Origin of the sequence: Desulfovibrio sp. JC022 (assembly GCF_010470665.1) — a bacterium.
GTDB lineage: Bacteria > Desulfobacterota > Desulfovibrionia > Desulfovibrionales > Desulfovibrionaceae > Maridesulfovibrio.
On record NZ_VOPZ01000007.1, the window covers coordinates 233,438 to 252,677 of the forward strand.

Genomic DNA, 19,240 nt, shown 5'->3' on the forward strand with positions numbered 1-19,240 from the left:
ACCACGCAAGAAGGCGGAATGTTCGTTACCACCCGAACATTCCGCCTTCTTGCTATTTAATATGTCTGTATTGATTACATCAGCAAGCTACCAACCTGATAAATAACAACCGATAGCGAATAACCGAAAGCAAGCGACCCGAAAACTGAGAACGCAGCCCACTTCCAGTTGGTCTCGCGGGCAATAACCGCCACAGTAACCATGCACGGCACATAAACCATCAGGAAAATGAACACCGACCAGATCACCGGGGTGGTCCAAGCCTTGTCCGCTGCTATTTTCTCAGTAAGCGAAAGAGCTTCTTCCGGGTCCTCATCGCCAAGTGAATAGGCGGTAGACATGGTGGATACGAAAACTTCCTTAGCTGCAAATGCGCCGATAAAAGCGATATTGGCCTGCCACGGGAATCCGGCTACATCGGTTACCGGAGAAATGGCCTCACTGAGACGTCCGGCATAGGAATGCTTGAGGGCTGCTTCACCTTCATTGTAACTGATATCTGCAAGGGCTTTTGCCACTTTATCTTCTTTTTGCTGCACCGTACCGGACCACGATGCACTTTGCTCCGCCACTTGAACTCGCTGAGTTTCAAATGCTGCAACACGCTCTGCGGGAAGCTGAGGAAAAGTCATCAACGCCCACATAAGAATGGAAATAGCAAGAATTACGGTCCCGGCCTTTTTCACGTATTCCCAGACGCGATCCCAAGTATGAATGGCTACCCCGTGCAGGGTGGGAATCCGGTACGGCGGCAATTCCATAACAAATGGAGTGGACTCTCCTTTAAGTGCGGTCCAGCGCAATAAACGTCCAAAACACAAGGCCAGCAGCCATGAAATCAACACAAGTCCGAACATGACCGTGGTGGCGTTGTCCGGGTAAAATGCACGGACCAGCATGAGATACGCGGTCGTTTTCGCGCCGCAGATCATGAATGGAGCAGTGATGATAGTGGCTATGCGCTCCTTGGGACTGCGTAAAGTACGGCAGGTCATGACGCCCGGAACGGCACAGCCACCCGGAAGACCGCCGGACATAATAAAAGGCATAATCGACATACCGTGCAGCCCGAATGAACGGAACACCCGGTCGACCATGTAGGAAACACGGGCCATGTAGCCGAGATCTTCCAGAAAAACGAGCATGGCGAACATAATCAGGATCAGCGGAGTAAAGCCCATGACCGCGCCGACGCCGTCGATTACCCCGGAAGTGACCATAGATTTAATGAGTCCATCAGGAAGCAGGGAGCCTACGGTACTTGAAAACCACGCAAATGCGTTTTCAACCCAGCCCTGCGGCACAGCACCTACATTGAAGGTGATGTAAAACATGGAGTACATGATCAAAAGCATGATTACCGGGCCGAGAAATTTATGGGTCAGCACAAGGTCGATTTTGTCAGAAAAATCAAAACGCAGATCGTCCTCACGACTGATTACGCCCTGCTTGAGAATGGAGTTGATGAAGCCGTAACGATAATCAGCGAGAACTGCTTCGGGATAGGTATTCAGAGTTTTTTGAATATGCTCGGAAACGTTGCGTACCTTTTCTTCAAGCTGCTCAGAAAGCGGTCCGGCCTTGCGACCGTTCTTCATGACAATTTCATCTTCTTCCAGATACTTCACCGCCAGCCAGTGCGGATCGTAACGATCAGTCATGAACTCATTTTCCTTGATCAGAGCGGTCATTTCATCAATCGCCGGATCAAGGTCATGTCCATATGAAATATTTACAGGGGTCCATTCGCCTTTAGTTTTTTCAACTACTTTCTGAACCGACTCCATAAGTTCGACTTTACCAACGCCCCTGCGGGCAATGCACTCAATGACAGGAACGCCCATAAGCTCGGAAAGCTTTTCGGAATCAATGCGAATGCCCTTCTTGCGAACTTCATCCATCATGTTCAGGCCCAGCACGACCGGAACACCGATTTCCATGAATTGCACCGCAAGATAAAGGGAACGCTCCAGAGAGGTGGCATCGAGCATGTTGATAACCACATCGGGTTTTTCATCAACGATTACATCGCGGGCGACCACTTCTTCCATAGAATAAGAAGTAAGGGAATATGTTCCGGGCAGATCCACCAGATTGGCGCAGAATTCAGGCGTGCAATAACGTCCCTCAGTGCGGTCAACCGTAATTCCCGGATAGTTACCCACCCGTGCGGTTGCCCCGGTCAGAGTATTGAACATGGTACTCTTTCCGCAGTTGGGCTGGCCTGAGACCGCTACAAAATATTCTTTCCCCATGAACTAATCCTCCGGCTGAACCACAATAAAATCAGCTTCGTTATTACGCAAGGTCAGGGTAAAACCCTTCATACGTAAAGCCACGGGATCTTCAAGAGGCGCACGGCCCACAACCATGAATTCAGTTCCGGGAACAAGCCCCATATCCCGAATACGGCGACCAAGCTCTCCGCTTGCATTAACCGAGACAACAACACCCTTCTGGTCTTTCCGCATTGTTCTGAGTGATACAGACATAACTCCCCTTTACTATATATCTATACGTATGAATATGAATAGCATTTTCAACAGCAATCAGTCTACTTTAGTGCTGTGCGAAACGAATTTCATAGGCATGCTGATGATTGAAAGTCAATCTCAAACTCTCAAGTTTTAATATGTAACTTATGACACATTAGACTTCATACTAATTAGGTATACATTTTTACCTGTCAAGCTGACATGGTGATTTTAATTGTAGATTAGATTGAGCGGAACATTTACAGTAGCAAAATCTACTATCCTTATAACCCTTCATAATTTTATATGAAAAACATAATCCCCTACGACGACCTGCGCCAATACGCTAAAGTTCTCTTCTGGTCCCTGAACAGTCAGAAAGAAGACGGCCTGAGAAATAAAGATATTATCATCATTAAATATGATTATCTGGCAACGCCCCTTGCGGAAGCCCTATTTGCTCTACTCATAGAGACACACCTGCATCCAGTTATGGAAACAGGACTGACCCCGGCAATGAAAGCTGAGCTGTACATTAATTCCAGCTACGGACAATTGACCTTCTTTCCTCCCGGCAAAGAGGAAATGTACGAGCAGGCCGCTGGAGTTATCCGTATCCATGCCCCCGAAGAAGTAGAGGCCATGACCGAAGTTGATCCACGCTCAATCATGGAAAACCGCAATGGTTCACGCCCCTTCCTGCAAGCAATCGAAAAACGCAAATTGTACGGCAAAATGGCTTGGACCGAATGCACCTATCCCACTGCGGCTTTGGCCGCAAAATCTGGACTTTCTCTCGAAGATTACACAACGCGACTTATGCGGGCCTGCTACCTTAACATGCCCGACCCGGCCCGCGAATGGCAAAAAATTTCTGAACGGACCAATGAAATAGCCCGCTGGCTGACTTCGCTTGAGATCAAGACCATCCGCATGCAGTCCGAGCTTTGCGATTTATTTTTTTCCCCCGGCGAGAACAGACGCTGGCAGGGAGCCGCCGGAGACAACATTCCCGGCTATGAAGTATACGTCTCACCTGACTGCCGCACAGTAAACGGAGTCTACTACGCAGACCTGCCTTCATTATATATGGATAAGGCCACATACGGGGTGCAGGTCGAATTCATGGACGGCATTGCCATACGAGCAAAAGCCATGGGCGGAGAAAAATTCCTACTCGACCAATTGCGGGCAGATGGTGGAGCACGCCGGGTGGGTGAATTCTCACTGACGGATGCTTCCATTTCACGGGTGGACCATTTCATGGCCCAGACCATCCTTGATGAAAATTTCGGAGGCGAACATGGCAGCTGTCACATCGCACTGGGGCAATCGCTCAGTGAGACTTTTGCCGGACCTCCCGAAATACTGGATAAAATGATGATGGACTCCCTAGGTTTCAATACCTCCTCCATTCACTGGGACCTTGTGAACACCGAAGAAAAAATTGTTACCGCAAACCTTGCCGATGGGAAAAAAGTGACTATTTACGAGAACGGACGGTTCAAAATGCCTTAAATGAGCATGAATTTAAAAAAACTTCCCTTTGATCCCCTTTCATGTGTTGACAACATATGCGAGATGCTTATTTGTCTAATTGTGCGGTCTGATTGTCCTTTTTTAAGGTCTCAGGCCGCAAATTCATGACACCGGAGAATCCATGTCTGGAAAAGAAGATAATAAAGAAATGAACGAACAGGAAACCGCGGCAACTGAAACTGAAGAAACTGCGGAAGCTAAGAATGAAGTGACTTTAAGCGAAGATGAACTCAAAGCCCTCTGTCGGGAACATGTCTGTCCCGCATGCGATGTGATGGGAGAAGCCAAGGAAGAGCGTCTCCGTGCACTGGCTGAAACGGAAAACATCAAAAAGAGACTCGCCCGCGAGACTGATGAACTGAAAAAGTTCGCGGCGGACTCCATCCTTTCCGACCTGCTGCCCGTGCTCGACAACCTCGACCTCGCCCTCAACCATGCTCAGAATCTCGATGCATGCAAAGATTTTGTGATCGGCGTGGACATGACCAGAAAAATGTTTCTGGAAACACTTGCCAAACATGGCCTTGAGGCTGTGGGCAAGATTGGTGAAGAGTTCGACCCCAATTTTCATGAAGCCATGGGCATGGCACAGGATGCGGATCTTCCCGCCGAAAGCATCGCCCAGATCATGCAGTGCGGCTATGTCCTCAAAGGACGCGTTATCCGTCCCGCAAAAGTAATGGTTAATAAATTATCCTGATTTTTATAGCCTGCCCTCTTTACAACTGAGAATCAGGCCTTAAATCATAATGCAGTAAATTTGAAAATACATCTGGAGGAATTTATATATGTCTAAAATTATCGGAATCGACCTCGGTACTACCAACTCCTGCGTTTATGTTATGGAAGGTAAAGACCCCAAATGCGTTACCAACGCAGAAGGCGGACGCACCACTCCCTCTATCGTAGGCTTCACTGATAAAGAACGCCTCGTTGGTGAAATTGCAAAACGTCAGGCAGTTACCAACCCTGAAAAAACAGTATTCGCTATCAAGCGTCTCATGGGCCGTCAGGCAAGTGCTCCTGAAGTTAAAAAATGGACTTCACACTGCCCCTACCCCATCGTAGACGGCAAAGGCGGAGACGCATGGGTTGAGATCGAAGGTAAAAAATACAGCCCGTCTGAAGTTTCTGCGATCATTTTGCAGCAGCTCAAAAAAGACGCTGAAACCTACCTCGGTGAAACAGTAACCGAAGCGGTTATCACTGTCCCCGCTTACTTCAACGACTCTCAGCGTCAGGCAACCAAAGACGCAGGCCGCATCGCAGGTCTCGAAGTAAAACGTATCATCAACGAACCTACCGCAGCATCTCTGGCTTACGGTTTTGACAAGAAAGCCAACGAAAAAATCGCGGTATTTGACCTCGGTGGCGGTACTTTTGATATTTCCATCCTCGAAGTAGGTGACAACGTTGTTGAAGTTCGCGCTACCAACGGTGACACTTTCCTCGGCGGTGAAGACTTTGACAACGCTGTAATTCAGTACCTCGTTGATGAATTCAAACGCGAAAACGGCATTGACCTTTCCGCTGACCGCATGGCTCTTCAGCGTCTGAAAGAAGCTGGCGAAAAAGCTAAGAAAGAACTTTCCACTGCTATGGAAACTGAAGTCAACCTGCCCTTCATCACTGCTGACCAGAATGGTCCTAAGCACCTGATGGTCAAGATTTCCCGCTCCAAGCTGGAAAAACTGGTTGAAGACCTTGTTGATCGTACCAAGGCTCCCTGCCAGAAAGCACTGAAAGACGCAGGCCTGACCGCAGCTGACATTGACGAAGTTATCCTCGTCGGTGGTATGACCCGTATGCCTCTGGTTCAGCAGAAGGTTCAGGAATTCTTCGGCAAAGAACCCAACCGTTCCGTTAACCCGGACGAAGTTGTTGCAATGGGCGCATCCATTCAGGGCGGCATCCTCGCCGGTGACGTTAAAGACGTTCTCCTGCTCGACGTTACTCCCCTGTCTCTGGGCATCGAAACCATGGGCGGTGTTTTCACTAATCTCATCGAGAGAAACACCACCATCCCCACTCGCAAAAGTCAGGTGTTCACCACTGCGGCTGACAACCAGCCCTCCGTGTCCATCCACGTAATGCAGGGTGAGCGTCCCATGGCTGCCGACAACATGACCCTCGGTCGTTTCGAGCTGACCGGACTTCCCGCAGCTCCCCGTGGCGTACCCCAGATCGAAGTTACCTTCGACATCGACGCTAACGGTATTGTAAACGTATCCGCCAAGGACATGGGCACCGGTAAAGAACAGTCCATTCAGATCACCGCTTCTTCCGGTCTTTCCGAAGAAGACATTGAGAAGATGGTTAAGGATGCTGAATCCCACGCTGAAGACGATAAGAAAAAGCAGGAACTCATTGAAGCCCGCAATCAGGCTGACTCCCTGATCTACACCACAGAGAAGTCCCTGCGTGAAGTTGGCGACAACGTGGATGCAGAACTGAAAGCTGACATCGAAGCCAAAAGCGAAGAGCTCAAAAAAGTTCTGGAAACCGAAGAGCCAGAAGCCATCAAACAGGCTACCGACGCTCTGGCGCAGGCTTCCCACAAGCTGGCTGAACAGCTCTACGCACAGCAGAACACTGCTGGCGCAGAAGGCGCAGCAGGCCCCGAAGGCGCAGCAGACGCTGGTGCAGCATCCGCAGACGAAGATGTAGTCGACGCTGACTTCACTGAAGTTAAAGACGAGAAAAAATAATTAGCGTCCGCACTTGCATAGCTGATTAGTAAAGTATAATTTAATCCGGCCTTCATTAATTAATGAAGGCCGGATTTTTTTTGCCTCCGGCGGCTTAAACCTTTTCAATAGGCTTCGCCACTTCGTTAGACTATCCCGTCTTTTAGGCATTAAACTTGACGAATTTACTTTCATGGGCCACAAACTTTGCATGGAAAACTCAATGAATAGAGATAAGGCCACACGCCTTTCAAATCATATTTTTGCTGTTCTACTGCTTACGACTTTCATCTTTGCCGCATCAGGCTGTATTTCATTGCAAAAACAGCCGATCAAGAGACCTGCCATTTCAACTGAAATGATGACCACTCAGGCACTCGTCAGCGAAGCGGACAAGGCATGGCGGACACGGGACTACATCACCAGTGAACTGTATTACACCAGATTGCTGGAACGTACCGACATTCCCGAACGGGTAGTCCTCCCGGCAACGGAACGGCTGGCTGTCAGTTCTTTTAAGTCAGGACACTATCACGAAGCCGAAGCACGTCTTGAGCAGTGGCAGAAGCTTTCCGAGGAAGCGATCAACTCTCCGGTCTGGCAGGGATATTATTATGATACCCTTGCAGCCATCAAAGATTTCCCCAAGCTGAGAACTCATCTTTCCCAGACCATGGAAGATCCTTTCCTGCCCTGGGAAATCCGCTCTACAGCAGGTAAAAATCTTTCCGGCATGACTCAGGACGCCGGCTCTCTGGAAGCACTGGAAAGACTTTACGCCATTGCTCCCGAAGAGAACAATAAGCAGGAACTTGAACAATGGTTCATGAAAGGTCTTGAAGAGAAGAGCAAGGCTGAAATCGAAGCCATGAACACTCTCGTTCCCAGCGGCAACAACCTGAAATTTCCTTACGAACTGCTGGTTTTCGAAAAAGCGGTTCGCCAGTCCGCAGACACCGAATACTGGCCCATGTCATGGCGTACCATGAGTGGGATCATCCAGAACGGTCAGATCGCAGACAAATCATTTTTCACCGGTATTCTGAGCAACCTTGAAGGTGAATACGGAATTCCGCGTGTTGGCATCGCCCTCGTATTGCCCATTTCCGGTCGTTTTCAGGAATACGGATGGAAAATTGTGCGCGGTGCAGGTGCAGCCCAGTGGGAAATGACCAAAGCAGGTCTTGATGTAGACGTGCAGGTCATCAACACCGAAGCTCCCGACTGGCTGGAAAGGCTCGAGAATCTGCCCCCGTGGTACACCACCATAGGTGGTCCCATCAGTGTAAAAGCTTTCAAACAGATGGAGCAGGCCGGAACATACGCGGACAAGGTTACCTTCTCCTTTCTTGCCAAACCGGGCAATCTTGAGGAAGGCAAGCAGGCTTGGAGATTCTTCTCCAGCCCCGAGGACCAGATCCGCTCCACCCTTGATCTTGCTGTAAACGATCTGGGCATCACCAAATTGGCCGTACTTTATCCGCAGGAAAAATTCGGTCGTCAGATGTCCAAGAAATTCTTTGATATGGCATCCATGCGCGGAGCTAAAATCACCGGCATGAAATCCTACCCGCCTCGCGATTTCCCCAAATGGGGCAAGGTCGTTGGACAATTGGTTCGCGCTCCCCAGAAACAGGCACAGAACGAGGCCGAAGGACTGGGCGAAGACGCACCGCTTGCTGAAACTGATTTCGGTGCTGTATTCATTCCCGACACTTGGCATCAGGCACAGCTCTTGATCCCGCACTTCTTTTTCCATGAGGCAGACACTCTTGTCTTCCTCGGCCCGGAACTCTGGAGTCAGGCTCTCAACTCCGCCCGCGACGTTGAAGCGCGTAACCTGCGCCTGACCGTAGCACCCGGAGCATGGTGGCCTGCCAGTGACGGTGCCGCACGCCTCAAGCAAGTCATGAAGCGTGAAGGTTTAGGTGCCCCGGATTTCTGGGTTGCGCTGGGCTACGATTTCATCAAGTTTGCAGGCAAGCTCGGTACTTTTTCTGAAGGCTGGACTGCTGAAACCGTCAACGGACGTATCAGCGAAGCACAGCACATGGATTTCAGTCTCGCGCCTATCAGCTGGAATGCGCAAGGTCATGCCAGTCAGCAGCTTTACCTGTTCCGGCCCGAGCAGAACGGCAAGACCCGCATCGATGCGGATTTGGTCAGCAACACCCTCGCCAAGGCCAAGGCCAGACGCGAAGCACGCGTAACCGCTTGGGAAGAAAAGCAGGCTGAACTGGAAGCTAAGAAAGAAGAAGCTGCTGCGCTTGACGGAACCAAGACTGAACAATAGATTGCCTTCGGCGAGCCTCCCGGCGGGTTTAAACCCTTTTGCAAAAGGGTTTAAAAATCCCAAAACCTTTTATTATGGCGTCGCCGGATTAGTTTAAAATATTTATATAAAAAAGAACCTCTCTTTTACAGCCAGCTCTATAACCAAAACTGTGAAGCATATTAATGCGTTTTGGGAAAGGGATGGGGTGTCCAGAGGGGAAGGGAAAACACTTTTTGGCTTTGGCAAAAGGGTTTTCCCTTCCCCTTTGGCCGCCGGAGGCATCATAAAAAGGAGAAATTCATGAGTGATGAGAAACTCAATCTTGAGGAAGTAGCGCGAGTTGCGCGACTGGCCCGTCTTGATCTTTCAGAAGAAAAAACTGAACTTTTTGCAGGACAGCTCAATAACATCCTCACATACATGGACAAGTTGAACGAAATCGACACCAGCGAAGTGGAGCCCATGTTCAGCCCGGTGGAACACACCACCAGACTGCGCAAAGATGAGGTCAAGAAAGAACACACCAGAGATGAGGTTCTTTCCAATGCGCCTGACACTGACGGCAAGTACTTTGTTGTTCCCCGTATCGTATAAATTCAAGCTAATACGCAGAGATATAAAATGTCCTCACTCATAAAAAAATCACTCACTGAAATCCACGCCATGCTCATGGCTAAGGAAGTGACCGCCACAGAAGCTGTCAAAGCCTGCCTTGAACAGATCACAAAGAGCGAACCCGAAACAAAGGCTCTGCTGACCATCTGCAACGATGCAGCACTCAAACAGGCCGAGGAAATGGACGCTCAGGGTCCTGATGAATCCAAACCTCTCTGGGGCGTTCCGGTAGTCATCAAAGACGCACTGGCTACTAATGGCATCCCCACTACCGCTGGTTCCAAAATCCTCGAAGGATTCACCCCCTTCTACGATTCCACCGCCGTTGCCAAGCTCAAGGAAGCAGGTGCAATCATCGTAGGTAAGGCCAACATGGACGAATTCGCCATGGGTTCCACCACTGAAAACTCCGCCTACCAGACCACCACCAACCCCTGGGATTCCAGCCGCGTACCCGGCGGATCTTCCGGCGGTTCCGGCGCAACCATAGCAGCCGGCCAATGCTACGCCGCACTCGGTACCGATACCGGTGGTTCCATTCGTCTGCCCGCATCTTTCTGCGGCTGTGTCGGCGTTAAGCCCACCTACGGCCGTGTTTCCCGTTACGGAATGATCGCCTACGGTTCTTCCCTCGACCAGATCGGTCCCATGACCAGAACTGTAGAAGATGCCGCCCGCGTACTGAACGTAATCGGCGGACATGATCAGCGCGATTCCACTTCCGCTGACCAGCCAATGGATGATTTCGTTGCCGCTCTCGAAGAGCGCAAGGATCTTTCCGGCCTGACCATCGGTTTGCCCGAAGAGTACTGGGGAGAAGGTCTTTCTGAAGAAGTCAACGAAGCCTGCCGCGCTGCAATCGCCAAGGCCGAGGAACTGGGGGCCAAGACCGTTCCGGTTAAGCTTTCCATGACCGAATACGCCATTGCCACCTACTACATCATCGCAATGGCTGAAGCCAGCTCCAACCTTTCCCGTTTCGACGGTGTTCGCTACGGTCACCGCACCGAGGACCCCAAAGAACTTGCAGAGCTTTACACCAAATCCCGCACCGAAGCTTTCGGTGACGAGGTCCAGCGCAGAATCATCATCGGTACCTACGTACTTTCCGCAGGTTACTACGATGCATATTACCGCAAGGCCGCCCAGATACGCCGCCTGCTGCGCGAAAACTTCAACAAGGCATTCGAATCCTGCGATCTTATCGCAAGCCCCGCATGCCCCACAACAGCCTTCCCCGTAGGTGAGCTGACCTCCGATCCCTTGCAGATGTACTTGCAGGATATCTTCACCATTTCCCTCAACTTAGTGGGAATGCCCGGTATGTCCCTGCCCGTAGCATTCGGCAAGGAAACCAAGATGCCCGTAGGTCTCCAGTTTATGGCTCCCGCCTTCGACGAAAAGACCATGCTGCAAGCTGCGCACATCCTTGAGAAGAATCTCCCGGAACTGCCCAAGGTTAAGCTGTAAGAAGTATATAAATAGAATGAATTAAGCCCCGCGCTCTTATGAGTGCGGGGCTTTCTTATGCTCAATACGCCTAGTGATCATGAGTATCGCTAGATCTTTAAATTTGAAAACAGCATTTGATTATTATCTCTCTAAATAATTTCTTTCGACTTTTCAGCACCTTAGATTAAAAATCAAAAGAAATGTCAATTTAATGCGCATTTTTCTCAGAGTATTGCTTGACATTACCCAAAGAAAAGAGGAGTGTCTCTTCATCAAACACCAGCCGTACCCGTGAAGGCACGGTCAAACTGTGACTAGCGCTGGTTTAAATTGAACATGACTATCGAGGAGCCGAGTACGCATCTTGTACGCGGCCCTTTTTTTTGGTGCACGGGCGCTAATATAATTTTTTATTTTTTTTGGAGTATTTAGAATGTCTAAGAATATCTATGTTGGTAACCTGCCTTGGTCTGCTACTGAAGAAGATGTCCGCGCTTCCTTTGAAGCTTACGGTGAAGTTGTTTCCGTTAAACTCATCGAAGATCGTGAAACCGGTCGCCCCCGTGGTTTCGGTTTCGTAGAAATGGACGACAACGGCGCTCTCGATGCTATCGAAGCTCTCGACGGTAAAGATTTCGGCGGTCGTAACCTCAAGGTTAACGAAGCCAAGCCCAGAGCAGAACGCCCCCGTTGGTAGTCTGTTTCTGTAAGTCTTAAAAGACTTTTTAACGCCCGGTTCTCTTTTGAGAATCGGGCGTTTTTTTGTTTGGTGCGAAAGAAACCCACGCCCTACTCTTTTCCTCTGGATTAAACGTAACCTTATAAGATATAAAACTTCCACTTACTGAGAATCGCCATTTAAAAGAGGTACACATGGGCTGCTGCATTGGGGAGAAGCATAGTCATTGGTGCGAAGAGTACGACATCGTCTATATTGATGCTGACGGGAAAAAGTATTGTATTTTTCATGCTCCTGCTGAGTGTAAGTTTAATGTGCCTAAGGGTGAGCCTTATGATGAGCGTGCGGGTGACGAGAAACCTGCTTTAATGGATGCAGAGAAGTTCAATAAGTTGATTTTTGTGCTGATACAGGAGGTTAATAATGATGTCGTGAATGAAGAACAGGATAGTTTGGATCCGTTCGATTGGTCCGCAAGATGCAATCTTTCTGGCACAAATTTTCCCTACGATATCACTTTTTCAAAGTACAATGAGTACTGTAAATATTTCCCCTCAATTAATTTCAACAATTCACGATTCATCGGGTACGTTGCTTTCCAAAATTTGCAATTTAAAGGGTACGCTTCTTTTCAACAATCACAATTCTACGGGGACGTTTCTTTCGGAAATTCACAATTCTACGGAGACGTTGACTTTGAAAAATCGCAGTTCGGCAAAGGAGTTTCTTTCACAAACTCACAATTTAACAGGTTCGTCGATTTTGAAGACACACAGTTCATCGGAGATGTTAAATTCGAAAAGTCACAATTTATAGGAGATACTTCTTTTCAAAAATCACAGTTTGATAAACATGCTGATTTCCAAAACTCGCAATTCAACGGATATGCTAATTTTCAAAAAACACTGTTTAACAGATATGCTCATTTTCATAAAATACGATTCGAAGGATATGCATCTTTTCAACAATCACTGTTTAAAAAAAATCTCGTTTTTTCAGATTCAACTTGTAATAATATTAATTTTTCTAATGCAGAATCAAGAAAACAGATAAATATTAATAATAGCACTTTTGTAAACTCGACTTTTGATAAAATTACGTTCAAAGGGCCGGTCTCTTTTCACGATTCATCATTTGAAGAGTCAACGACATTTATAAAGACTATATTTCACGATTTTTCGAACTTCGAACAAATAAAATTCAAAGGGGGTGCTAAATTTAACTCAACTTTCTTCAAGGAATGGTCATACTTCCGTAATGTTGAATTCACTAAGAGAAGCTCTTTCGCAGGGACTATATCAAAAGAAACAATATTAATGGAATCAGTTGACCTATCAAAATTAAAATTTGCAGAAACAAATATTGAATCATTCAAATTCATCGATTGTAATTGGGGCCAAGATAGATTTGCACCAATCTTGGATGAACACGAACAAACAAATTCAAAATCTAAAGCCACCACCCTTGCCGAGATTTACCGCCGCCTAAAAAGAATCGCCCACGAAAGCTCAGACGAAGAACAGACTTCGCACTGGCACTACCGCGAAAAGGAAATGACTAGGCGAAACCTAACCTGCATATCACTTTTCCAATTTTGGTTTACTCTAATCATCGCAATCCTAATGATGCTGCTTTCAGGTTGGCTACTTCAAACCATGCATCCACCATACTATGCAATACTACCTGCTATTATATTTCTAACATTGCCTATTTCTTTGGCAAAGGAAGAATTTACGGATAAGCAACATATCTCAAAACTCGGATCCAAAATATACTTAAATATTTATCGATTTATTAGTGGGTACGGCGAAGAACCAATACGAGCTTTTATGATTCTTTTAGGAATTGTCGCTTTGCCATTTCTGCTTAATTTCTTGGTAAGTCTCGAAACATCGCCGCCTGTAGACTGGCTAAAACACGCCATGTGGTACATGCCACTAATCAAAATTAAATTCACAAATACTGATCTAACTGGACTCCAATACTTCTTTAAAGGCCTCTCAGTATCCGCCATAACCCTCCAAGCCGCCCTCTTCGGTTTTGCCCTGCGAAACAAGCTGCGCCGCTAAGAGACACTAATAGAACGCAAAAAAGCCCCGCACTCGGATGAGCGCGGGGCTTTCAAATTTCATATCATCCGCAATATTTTTCAACAGAAAATCAACCAAGCTCAATCTCCATGGCCCCCACAACTTCCTCAAGTACGGCAATAAAATTATATATATCTTCCACGCCGATAGTAAGAGCAGGATGCATCCGTAAGGCATTGGTACCGAGGCGATGATCAACGATAAATCCCCGCGAAATAAGCCGCCTGTGCAGTTCTGCCACTTTTGAAACATCTATGTGGTCTGCCATGACCAAAATCGCCATGAGCCCCCTGCCACGTACACATTCTATCAGTTGTGAACCAGCAGCGACTCTCTGCAAACCATCCATAAGAACATCAGAAAGCACTTCTGCATGCTGAATCAGGTTATGCGCATTAATCTCACCAATCACAGCTTCCACCACTGCTGCACCCAAAGGATCATTAAGATGAGACTGCCCATAGGCAATAGCTTCCGGACCAAGCAAATCAACCACACGACGATTGAGGGATACAGCACTTACGGGATAACCATTCCCGATACCTTTGCCCATGGCGACAATGTCCGGTTGCATTTCGTAATGCTGGAACCCGAACCATTTTCCTGTCCTGCCCACGCCGGTAGTGACTTCATTAACCATCACCAAACCATCAGTCGCAGCCACATCTTCAACTATGCAGTTGATCAATTTAGAAGGCGGGAAACGAACCATCCCGGACGAACTTCCGGGTTCAAAAAGAAAAGCACCAACTTCATCAAAGGGAATTTCGGAATAGACAGGGCATTCATTTGAACATTTATCCTGATCACACTTGCCGCAACTTTCCCAATCAAAAAGATACCACTGTGCAGAGTCTTTTACTGACGCATCACCATAAGCACCAAAATATGAATCCGACATGGTCATGATCCGCTTCGACTTCAGCAACGAGCGCAACACACGAACCCCATACTCAACAGATTCGCTCCCGGAACATAAGAAAGAACATCTTCCTCCGCTATGATCGATGAGATCAAGAACCGCCCCGGCAGCGCGCTCAACAACTCCTGAACTGTAGCAAAACCCAACATGAGAGATACAATCCATCTGTGCCATAACAGCAGATCTCACCGCTTGATTTGCATGCCCAATGCTAGTGCACCAGACACCTGCCTCCAAATCAATGTACTGGTTGCCGTCAACATCAATAAGAATGCAATTTTGTGATTTCACAATATCAGGAACCAACATATCACGGCCGGGAAAAGCAAAAGTATTCTCCATCAAACGCCTCTCTTATTTTATATCTAACCATCAAACTACTAGCTTGATTTAGATTTACTATCAACAATTTTCCGATTGATTTATTTTTGCGACTCCACCCGTTCACTAACAAACGCAAAAAGCCCCGCACTCGGATAAGTGCGGGGCTTTCAAACTTCATATCAAATAAAGGCTACTTAACTTCGCCAGCCTCAAAGCCGATCTTGGTGATTACTTCCTTAATCTTGGCTTCATCTACCGGGCTGGTTTCTTCGTATGTGGCGCAAGCATCATCAAGGCTGACCTTGACGTCAGTAACGCCTTCAATCGCGCTGAGAGCCTTCTCAACGGACCCTACGCAATGCATGCAGCTCATGCCTTTAACTTCTACTTTCTTCATAAGGACGATCTCCTAATTATTCTCAATCCACTCAATGGCTTCAGCAAAATTGAGAGTCCCGGTGTAAATTGCCTGACCGGAAACTGCGCCTTCGAGACCTTTGGAGACCAGCGGCTGAAGATTAATTACATCCTCAAGAGTCGCTACGCCACCGGCTGCAATAACCGGAAGCTTGGTCTTGGAGCAAAGCTCTGCCATGGCATTCACGTTCACACCGGTCTGCATGCCGTCGCGGCTGATATCGGTATAAATGATAAATGCGGCTCCGGCAGCTTCGATGCGGGGGATGATGTCGAAGATGGAGATTCCTGCATCTTCCACCCAGCCGCGAGATTTGAGCTGTCCGTTAACTGCGTCAAGGGATACCCCGATCTGTCCGGGGAACTTGGCGCAGAGCTCTGCGAAAGTTTCCTCGTCCTCAAGGGCCATGGTGCCGATGATCAGACGCCTTACGCCTGCTTCGAGGTACTTGGATGCAGTTTCAATATCACGGATACCGCCGCCGAGCTGCACCGGAATGCTGAGCTGGCTGCAAATATCCTTGATGAGGTCAAAATTCTTGGGCATTCCGCTGAATGCGCCATCAAGGTCAACTACATGCAGATACCTTGCGCCCTGATTTTCCCAGTACTTAGCCTGGGCAACAGGATCACTGGAAAATACGGTGACAGCGTCAGCCTGTCCCTGTGAGAGGCGTACGCATACGCCGTCCTTGATATCTACAGCGGGAAAAACGATCATAAACCAAGCTCCATAAGTCCTGTCTCAAGAGCTTCATCAGTGAGTTGCATTGCAGTAACCCATTTGCCGCCACGTTTGAAGAAAGTACCGGCTTCCAGCATATTCTCGGTTAGAGGCTGCTGGGTTTCGTCGTAATGAAATCTTCTGATGATGCGCCTGTTGTTAACATCGATAAGAAAAAGATCAATAATCACAGATGCGGGCTGGATATTGAAATCCGCCTTCTGCATGCCGCGCAGGTCCTGCCAGAAGAGAATCTGCGGAACCAGAATATAGTCGGCACTCATGCACTGGCCAACCTTAACCCAATAAGCAAAAGCGGCTTCGCGGCGACCGCCCAAATTTTCAAAAACTTCAATTTCCTGACACTGGCGAGTAATGGCGGGACGCGCAAAAGCGGTAACATTGTGCTTGGAAAGCACACCGACCATTTTTGCATCCAGCTGCTGCAAAATATCTTTCTTGATGGGCTTGCCTTCTTGCGGCAGATAGCCGGCCAGCAGTTCCCAGTTAAAAACGGGATTGGTGAACCCTGCAACCGCAAGCTTTCCAGCAGGACGCGGGAGTTTCACTAGATCACTCTTGCTGGCACAACCACCGAGAGAGACAAGGGCAAAAACACAAAGAATAAGTAGAGGGAAAAGCCGTTTCATTAATCGAGACTCCCTTTTGTACTGGAAACACCTTGCCTTTCAACGGACAGAGCATTGCGGAAAGCAAGCCCCAAAGCCTTGAACGCACCTTCGAGCAGGTGGTGACCGTTACGTCCGTATTCAAACTTGATGTGCAGGTTCATACCGGCCTTGAAAGCCAGTGATTTGAAAAATTCACGCCAGACATCCCTTTCATCCCCGGCAATTATCGGGGGCAAGATGTCGTCATCATACACAAGATAGGCCCGTCCTGAAAGGTCAATTACAACCTCCACCAGAGCCTCATCCATGGGCACTTTGGCAAAACCGATACGGTTGATGCCTTTTTTATCGCCCATGGCCTCCGACAGGGCCTGTCCAAATACGATAGCGATGTCTTCAAGCGTATGATGCGAATCAATTTCGAGATCACCCTTGCACTTAAGATCAAGATCAAATCCGGCCCAGAAACTCATCAGGGTCAGCATGTGGTCGGCAAACCCCACCCCGGTGTCAATATCAGTACGGCCTTCGCCATCGATATTAAGCTTCAGGGAAATATCGGTTTCCTTGGTGGTTCGGGTAATTGATGCGGATCTCTGTGACAAAATCAACCTCTCTTATTGTGAGGCCTGTATAGCGGCCATTACATTTCAATCAAATCTTCGTCGTAACCGGAATCTTTAGCCTTGGGCTTCTTTTTCTTCTCAGTTTCAGGTTTTTCGTCAGCAACAGTTTCAGCTTCGGAAGGATTGTCTTCGCCAGCAGGTTCTGCGCCTTCTCCACCTTCAGGACCGGAATCATCAGGGCCATCATTTTCAGCCTCAGCTTTTTTAAGCTTCCTTCCGCCACGCTTGCCAAAGAAGTAGGCGACCCAAATACCGATCTCGTAAAGAATAATCAGCGGTCCGGCCATCAGAGTCTGAGTCATAACGTCCGGCGGAGTCAGAAGTGCGGAACAGATGAAGCAAACCAGAATTGCGTACTTGCGTTTGCTGCGCAGTCCTTCGGCAGTAACCACGCCCAGTCTGGCGAGGAAAAAGATAAACAGCGGCAGCTCAAAAATAACACCAAAGGCAAAGAGCAGCTTGAGGGAGAATCCCAAATATTCCCGCAGGGTGGGCATGGGTTTAATAAATTCATCAGCAAAACCCATGAAAAATTCACAGCCGAAGGGGAAGACCACGTAATACCCGAACAAGGCTCCGCCCACAAAGAAAAATGCGGACAGAAAAGCCAGCGGGATCATCCATTTACGCTCATGTTCGTACAGACCGGGAGCTATAAAACCCCAGACTTGGGCAAAAATATATGGGGAAACAGTAAAAATCCCGGCCACAAAAGCAACCTTAAGATAAGTGACAAAACCTTCAGGCAGGGAAGTAAAAATCAAAGTAGAATCAGGCGGCAAAACCGCGACCAGCGGTGCCATGAGCAGGGAAAAAAGCGGCTTGGCAAAAGAATAGCAGGCCAGAAAGCCGATACCGCAGGCAATAAAAATCCTGACAAAGCGACGGCGAAGCTCTTCCAGATGCTCCAGAAAAGTCATGGGAGCTTCTTCTTCATCCAGCTCCTCATCATCTTCTGCATCATCTACGTCTTCTGAAGAATCATCTTCCGCCAATGCTGGATCAGCCGCATCTTTTTCAGCGGGCAGTCCGGCTTCAGACTCAGTGCCTTCAACGGTTTCTTCTTCGGAATTCGAAGATTCCGCAGCAGTGTCTTCAACCTGATTCTCTTCAGGACCATCCTGCCCTACTTCACGCGAATCTTTCTCCGCTGAACTCATGCTTTCTCGCTCTCGGTCTTGGGTGCTTCAGCAGTTTTTTCGTCAGTATCAGAATCCTGTTTTTCAGCCTCGGCCTGACGTGCTTTTTCCATGGCGTCCGCTTCAGCCTTCTTACGAGCAGCTTCGCGATCAGCATCTTCCTTCTGCATCCTTTCTTCGTCAGCAGCGGAAATTTCAGCATCCAGAGTGGATTTCACATCATTGGACATCTTCTTTACTTCGGAAAGTCCCTTACCAAGATTTTTGATAAGTTCCGGGAGCTTCTGGGGTCCGATGAGAATAAGGGCTACAACCAAAATAACTATAAGCTCTGTTGAACCGATACCGAACATATTAATTCCTTCTTCGTTGCAACAATAAAAAACACGCTAATGCGCGGAAAGCCGACACGGCCCATTGAGCGGGAGTGTAGACTTTTTCAAAATTTGCTGACGTCTTGTAACCGATTTCTAAAACTTTATCTACGTCTTATCGTCACCGAAATTCAGTGCAACCGGCTCACTTTCAACTATTTGCAAATTAATGCAGCCAGACACATAGCATCCAACATTGCCACCTTAACAGGCTGCCCCTCTTATCTTTTGTTTAGCATCATATTATTTTATATAAAAAAATGCCCCCGGC

General features: G+C 48.0%; 17 protein-coding genes. 8 read left to right on the top strand and 9 right to left on the bottom strand.

Features of this window, described 5'->3' with window-relative positions:
• Window positions 1–74 precede the first annotated feature (74 nt).
• Both feoB and FMS18_RS13010 read right to left on the bottom strand, forming a co-directional pair.
• Window positions 75–2,255: a ferrous iron transport protein B gene (gene feoB, locus FMS18_RS13005; RefSeq protein ID WP_163295104.1), complete on the bottom strand. Its 2,181-nt coding sequence runs from the start codon at window positions 2,253–2,255 to the stop codon at window positions 75–77.
• 3 nt (window positions 2,256–2,258) lie between these two features.
• Entirely contained in the window at window positions 2,259–2,492 is a 234-nt protein-coding gene (locus FMS18_RS13010) for a FeoA family protein (RefSeq protein WP_163295105.1), read from the bottom strand.
• Window positions 2,493–2,780: 288 nt separating this feature from the next.
• On the opposite strand from FMS18_RS13010, the gene FMS18_RS13015 reads away from it, so the two are divergent.
• From FMS18_RS13015 to FMS18_RS13050, 8 genes are all read left to right on the top strand, one after another.
• Window positions 2,781–3,992, top strand: a complete 1,212-nt coding sequence (locus FMS18_RS13015) for an aminopeptidase (RefSeq protein ID WP_163295106.1) — start codon at window positions 2,781–2,783, stop codon at window positions 3,990–3,992.
• Window positions 3,993–4,134: 142 nt separating this feature from the next.
• Window positions 4,135–4,713, top strand: coding sequence for a nucleotide exchange factor GrpE (gene grpE, locus FMS18_RS13020; RefSeq protein ID WP_163295107.1), 579 nt, complete (start codon window positions 4,135–4,137; stop codon window positions 4,711–4,713).
• 88 nt (window positions 4,714–4,801) lie between these two features.
• The gene (dnaK, locus tag FMS18_RS13025; protein ID WP_163295108.1) at window positions 4,802–6,721 is read left to right on the top strand and encodes a molecular chaperone DnaK; all 1,920 of its coding nucleotides are present in this window, start codon (window positions 4,802–4,804) and stop codon (window positions 6,719–6,721) included.
• 202 nt (window positions 6,722–6,923) lie between these two features.
• The gene (locus FMS18_RS13030; RefSeq protein ID WP_163295109.1) at window positions 6,924–8,993 is read left to right on the top strand and encodes a hypothetical protein; all 2,070 of its coding nucleotides are present in this window, start codon (window positions 6,924–6,926) and stop codon (window positions 8,991–8,993) included.
• 282 nt (window positions 8,994–9,275) lie between these two features.
• Window positions 9,276–9,569, top strand: coding sequence for an Asp-tRNA(Asn)/Glu-tRNA(Gln) amidotransferase subunit GatC (gatC, locus tag FMS18_RS13035; RefSeq protein WP_163295110.1), 294 nt, complete (start codon window positions 9,276–9,278; stop codon window positions 9,567–9,569).
• Between the two features lie 27 nt (window positions 9,570–9,596).
• On the top strand, window positions 9,597–11,060 hold the full coding sequence (gene gatA, locus FMS18_RS13040) for an Asp-tRNA(Asn)/Glu-tRNA(Gln) amidotransferase subunit GatA (protein ID WP_163295111.1): 1,464 nt from the start codon (window positions 9,597–9,599) through the stop codon (window positions 11,058–11,060).
• Between the two features lie 415 nt (window positions 11,061–11,475).
• Window positions 11,476–11,739: an RNA-binding protein gene (locus FMS18_RS13045; protein ID WP_163295112.1), complete on the top strand. Its 264-nt coding sequence runs from the start codon at window positions 11,476–11,478 to the stop codon at window positions 11,737–11,739.
• Window positions 11,740–11,915: 176 nt separating this feature from the next.
• On the top strand, window positions 11,916–13,790 hold the full coding sequence (locus tag FMS18_RS13050) for a pentapeptide repeat-containing protein (protein ID WP_163295113.1): 1,875 nt from the start codon (window positions 11,916–11,918) through the stop codon (window positions 13,788–13,790).
• A gap of 91 nt (window positions 13,791–13,881) precedes the next feature.
• Here FMS18_RS13050 and FMS18_RS13055 read toward each other — a convergent pair whose 3' ends face one another.
• From FMS18_RS13055 to tatB, 7 genes are all read right to left on the bottom strand, one after another.
• Window positions 13,882–15,075 (bottom strand): aminotransferase class III-fold pyridoxal phosphate-dependent enzyme, encoded by a 1,194-nt coding sequence (locus FMS18_RS13055; RefSeq protein ID WP_163295114.1) that lies wholly within the window; start codon window positions 15,073–15,075, stop codon window positions 13,882–13,884.
• Window positions 15,076–15,247: 172 nt separating this feature from the next.
• Window positions 15,248–15,454, bottom strand: coding sequence for a heavy-metal-associated domain-containing protein (locus FMS18_RS13060; protein WP_163295115.1), 207 nt, complete (start codon window positions 15,452–15,454; stop codon window positions 15,248–15,250).
• 12 nt (window positions 15,455–15,466) lie between these two features.
• Window positions 15,467–16,195, bottom strand: coding sequence for a 1-(5-phosphoribosyl)-5-[(5-phosphoribosylamino)methylideneamino]imidazole-4-carboxamide isomerase (gene hisA, locus FMS18_RS13065; protein WP_163295116.1), 729 nt, complete (start codon window positions 16,193–16,195; stop codon window positions 15,467–15,469).
• Window positions 16,192–16,848, bottom strand: a complete 657-nt coding sequence (locus tag FMS18_RS13070) for a hypothetical protein (protein ID WP_163295117.1) — start codon at window positions 16,846–16,848, stop codon at window positions 16,192–16,194. The genes hisA and FMS18_RS13070 overlap by 4 nt, the downstream gene beginning before the upstream one ends.
• Window positions 16,848–17,435, bottom strand: a complete 588-nt coding sequence (hisB, locus tag FMS18_RS13075) for an imidazoleglycerol-phosphate dehydratase HisB (RefSeq protein ID WP_163295118.1) — start codon at window positions 17,433–17,435, stop codon at window positions 16,848–16,850. Before hisB ends, FMS18_RS13070 begins: the two co-directional genes overlap by 1 nt.
• Before the next feature lie 38 nt (window positions 17,436–17,473).
• Window positions 17,474–18,616 (bottom strand): twin-arginine translocase subunit TatC, encoded by a 1,143-nt coding sequence (gene tatC / locus FMS18_RS13080; RefSeq protein ID WP_203544632.1) that lies wholly within the window; start codon window positions 18,614–18,616, stop codon window positions 17,474–17,476.
• Window positions 18,613–18,948 carry a Sec-independent protein translocase protein TatB gene (gene tatB / locus FMS18_RS13085; protein WP_163295119.1) on the bottom strand — a complete coding sequence of 112 codons (336 nt, stop codon included), beginning with the start codon at window positions 18,946–18,948 and terminating at the stop codon, window positions 18,613–18,615. The genes tatC and tatB overlap by 4 nt, the downstream gene beginning before the upstream one ends.
• Window positions 18,949–19,240 lie beyond the last annotated feature (292 nt).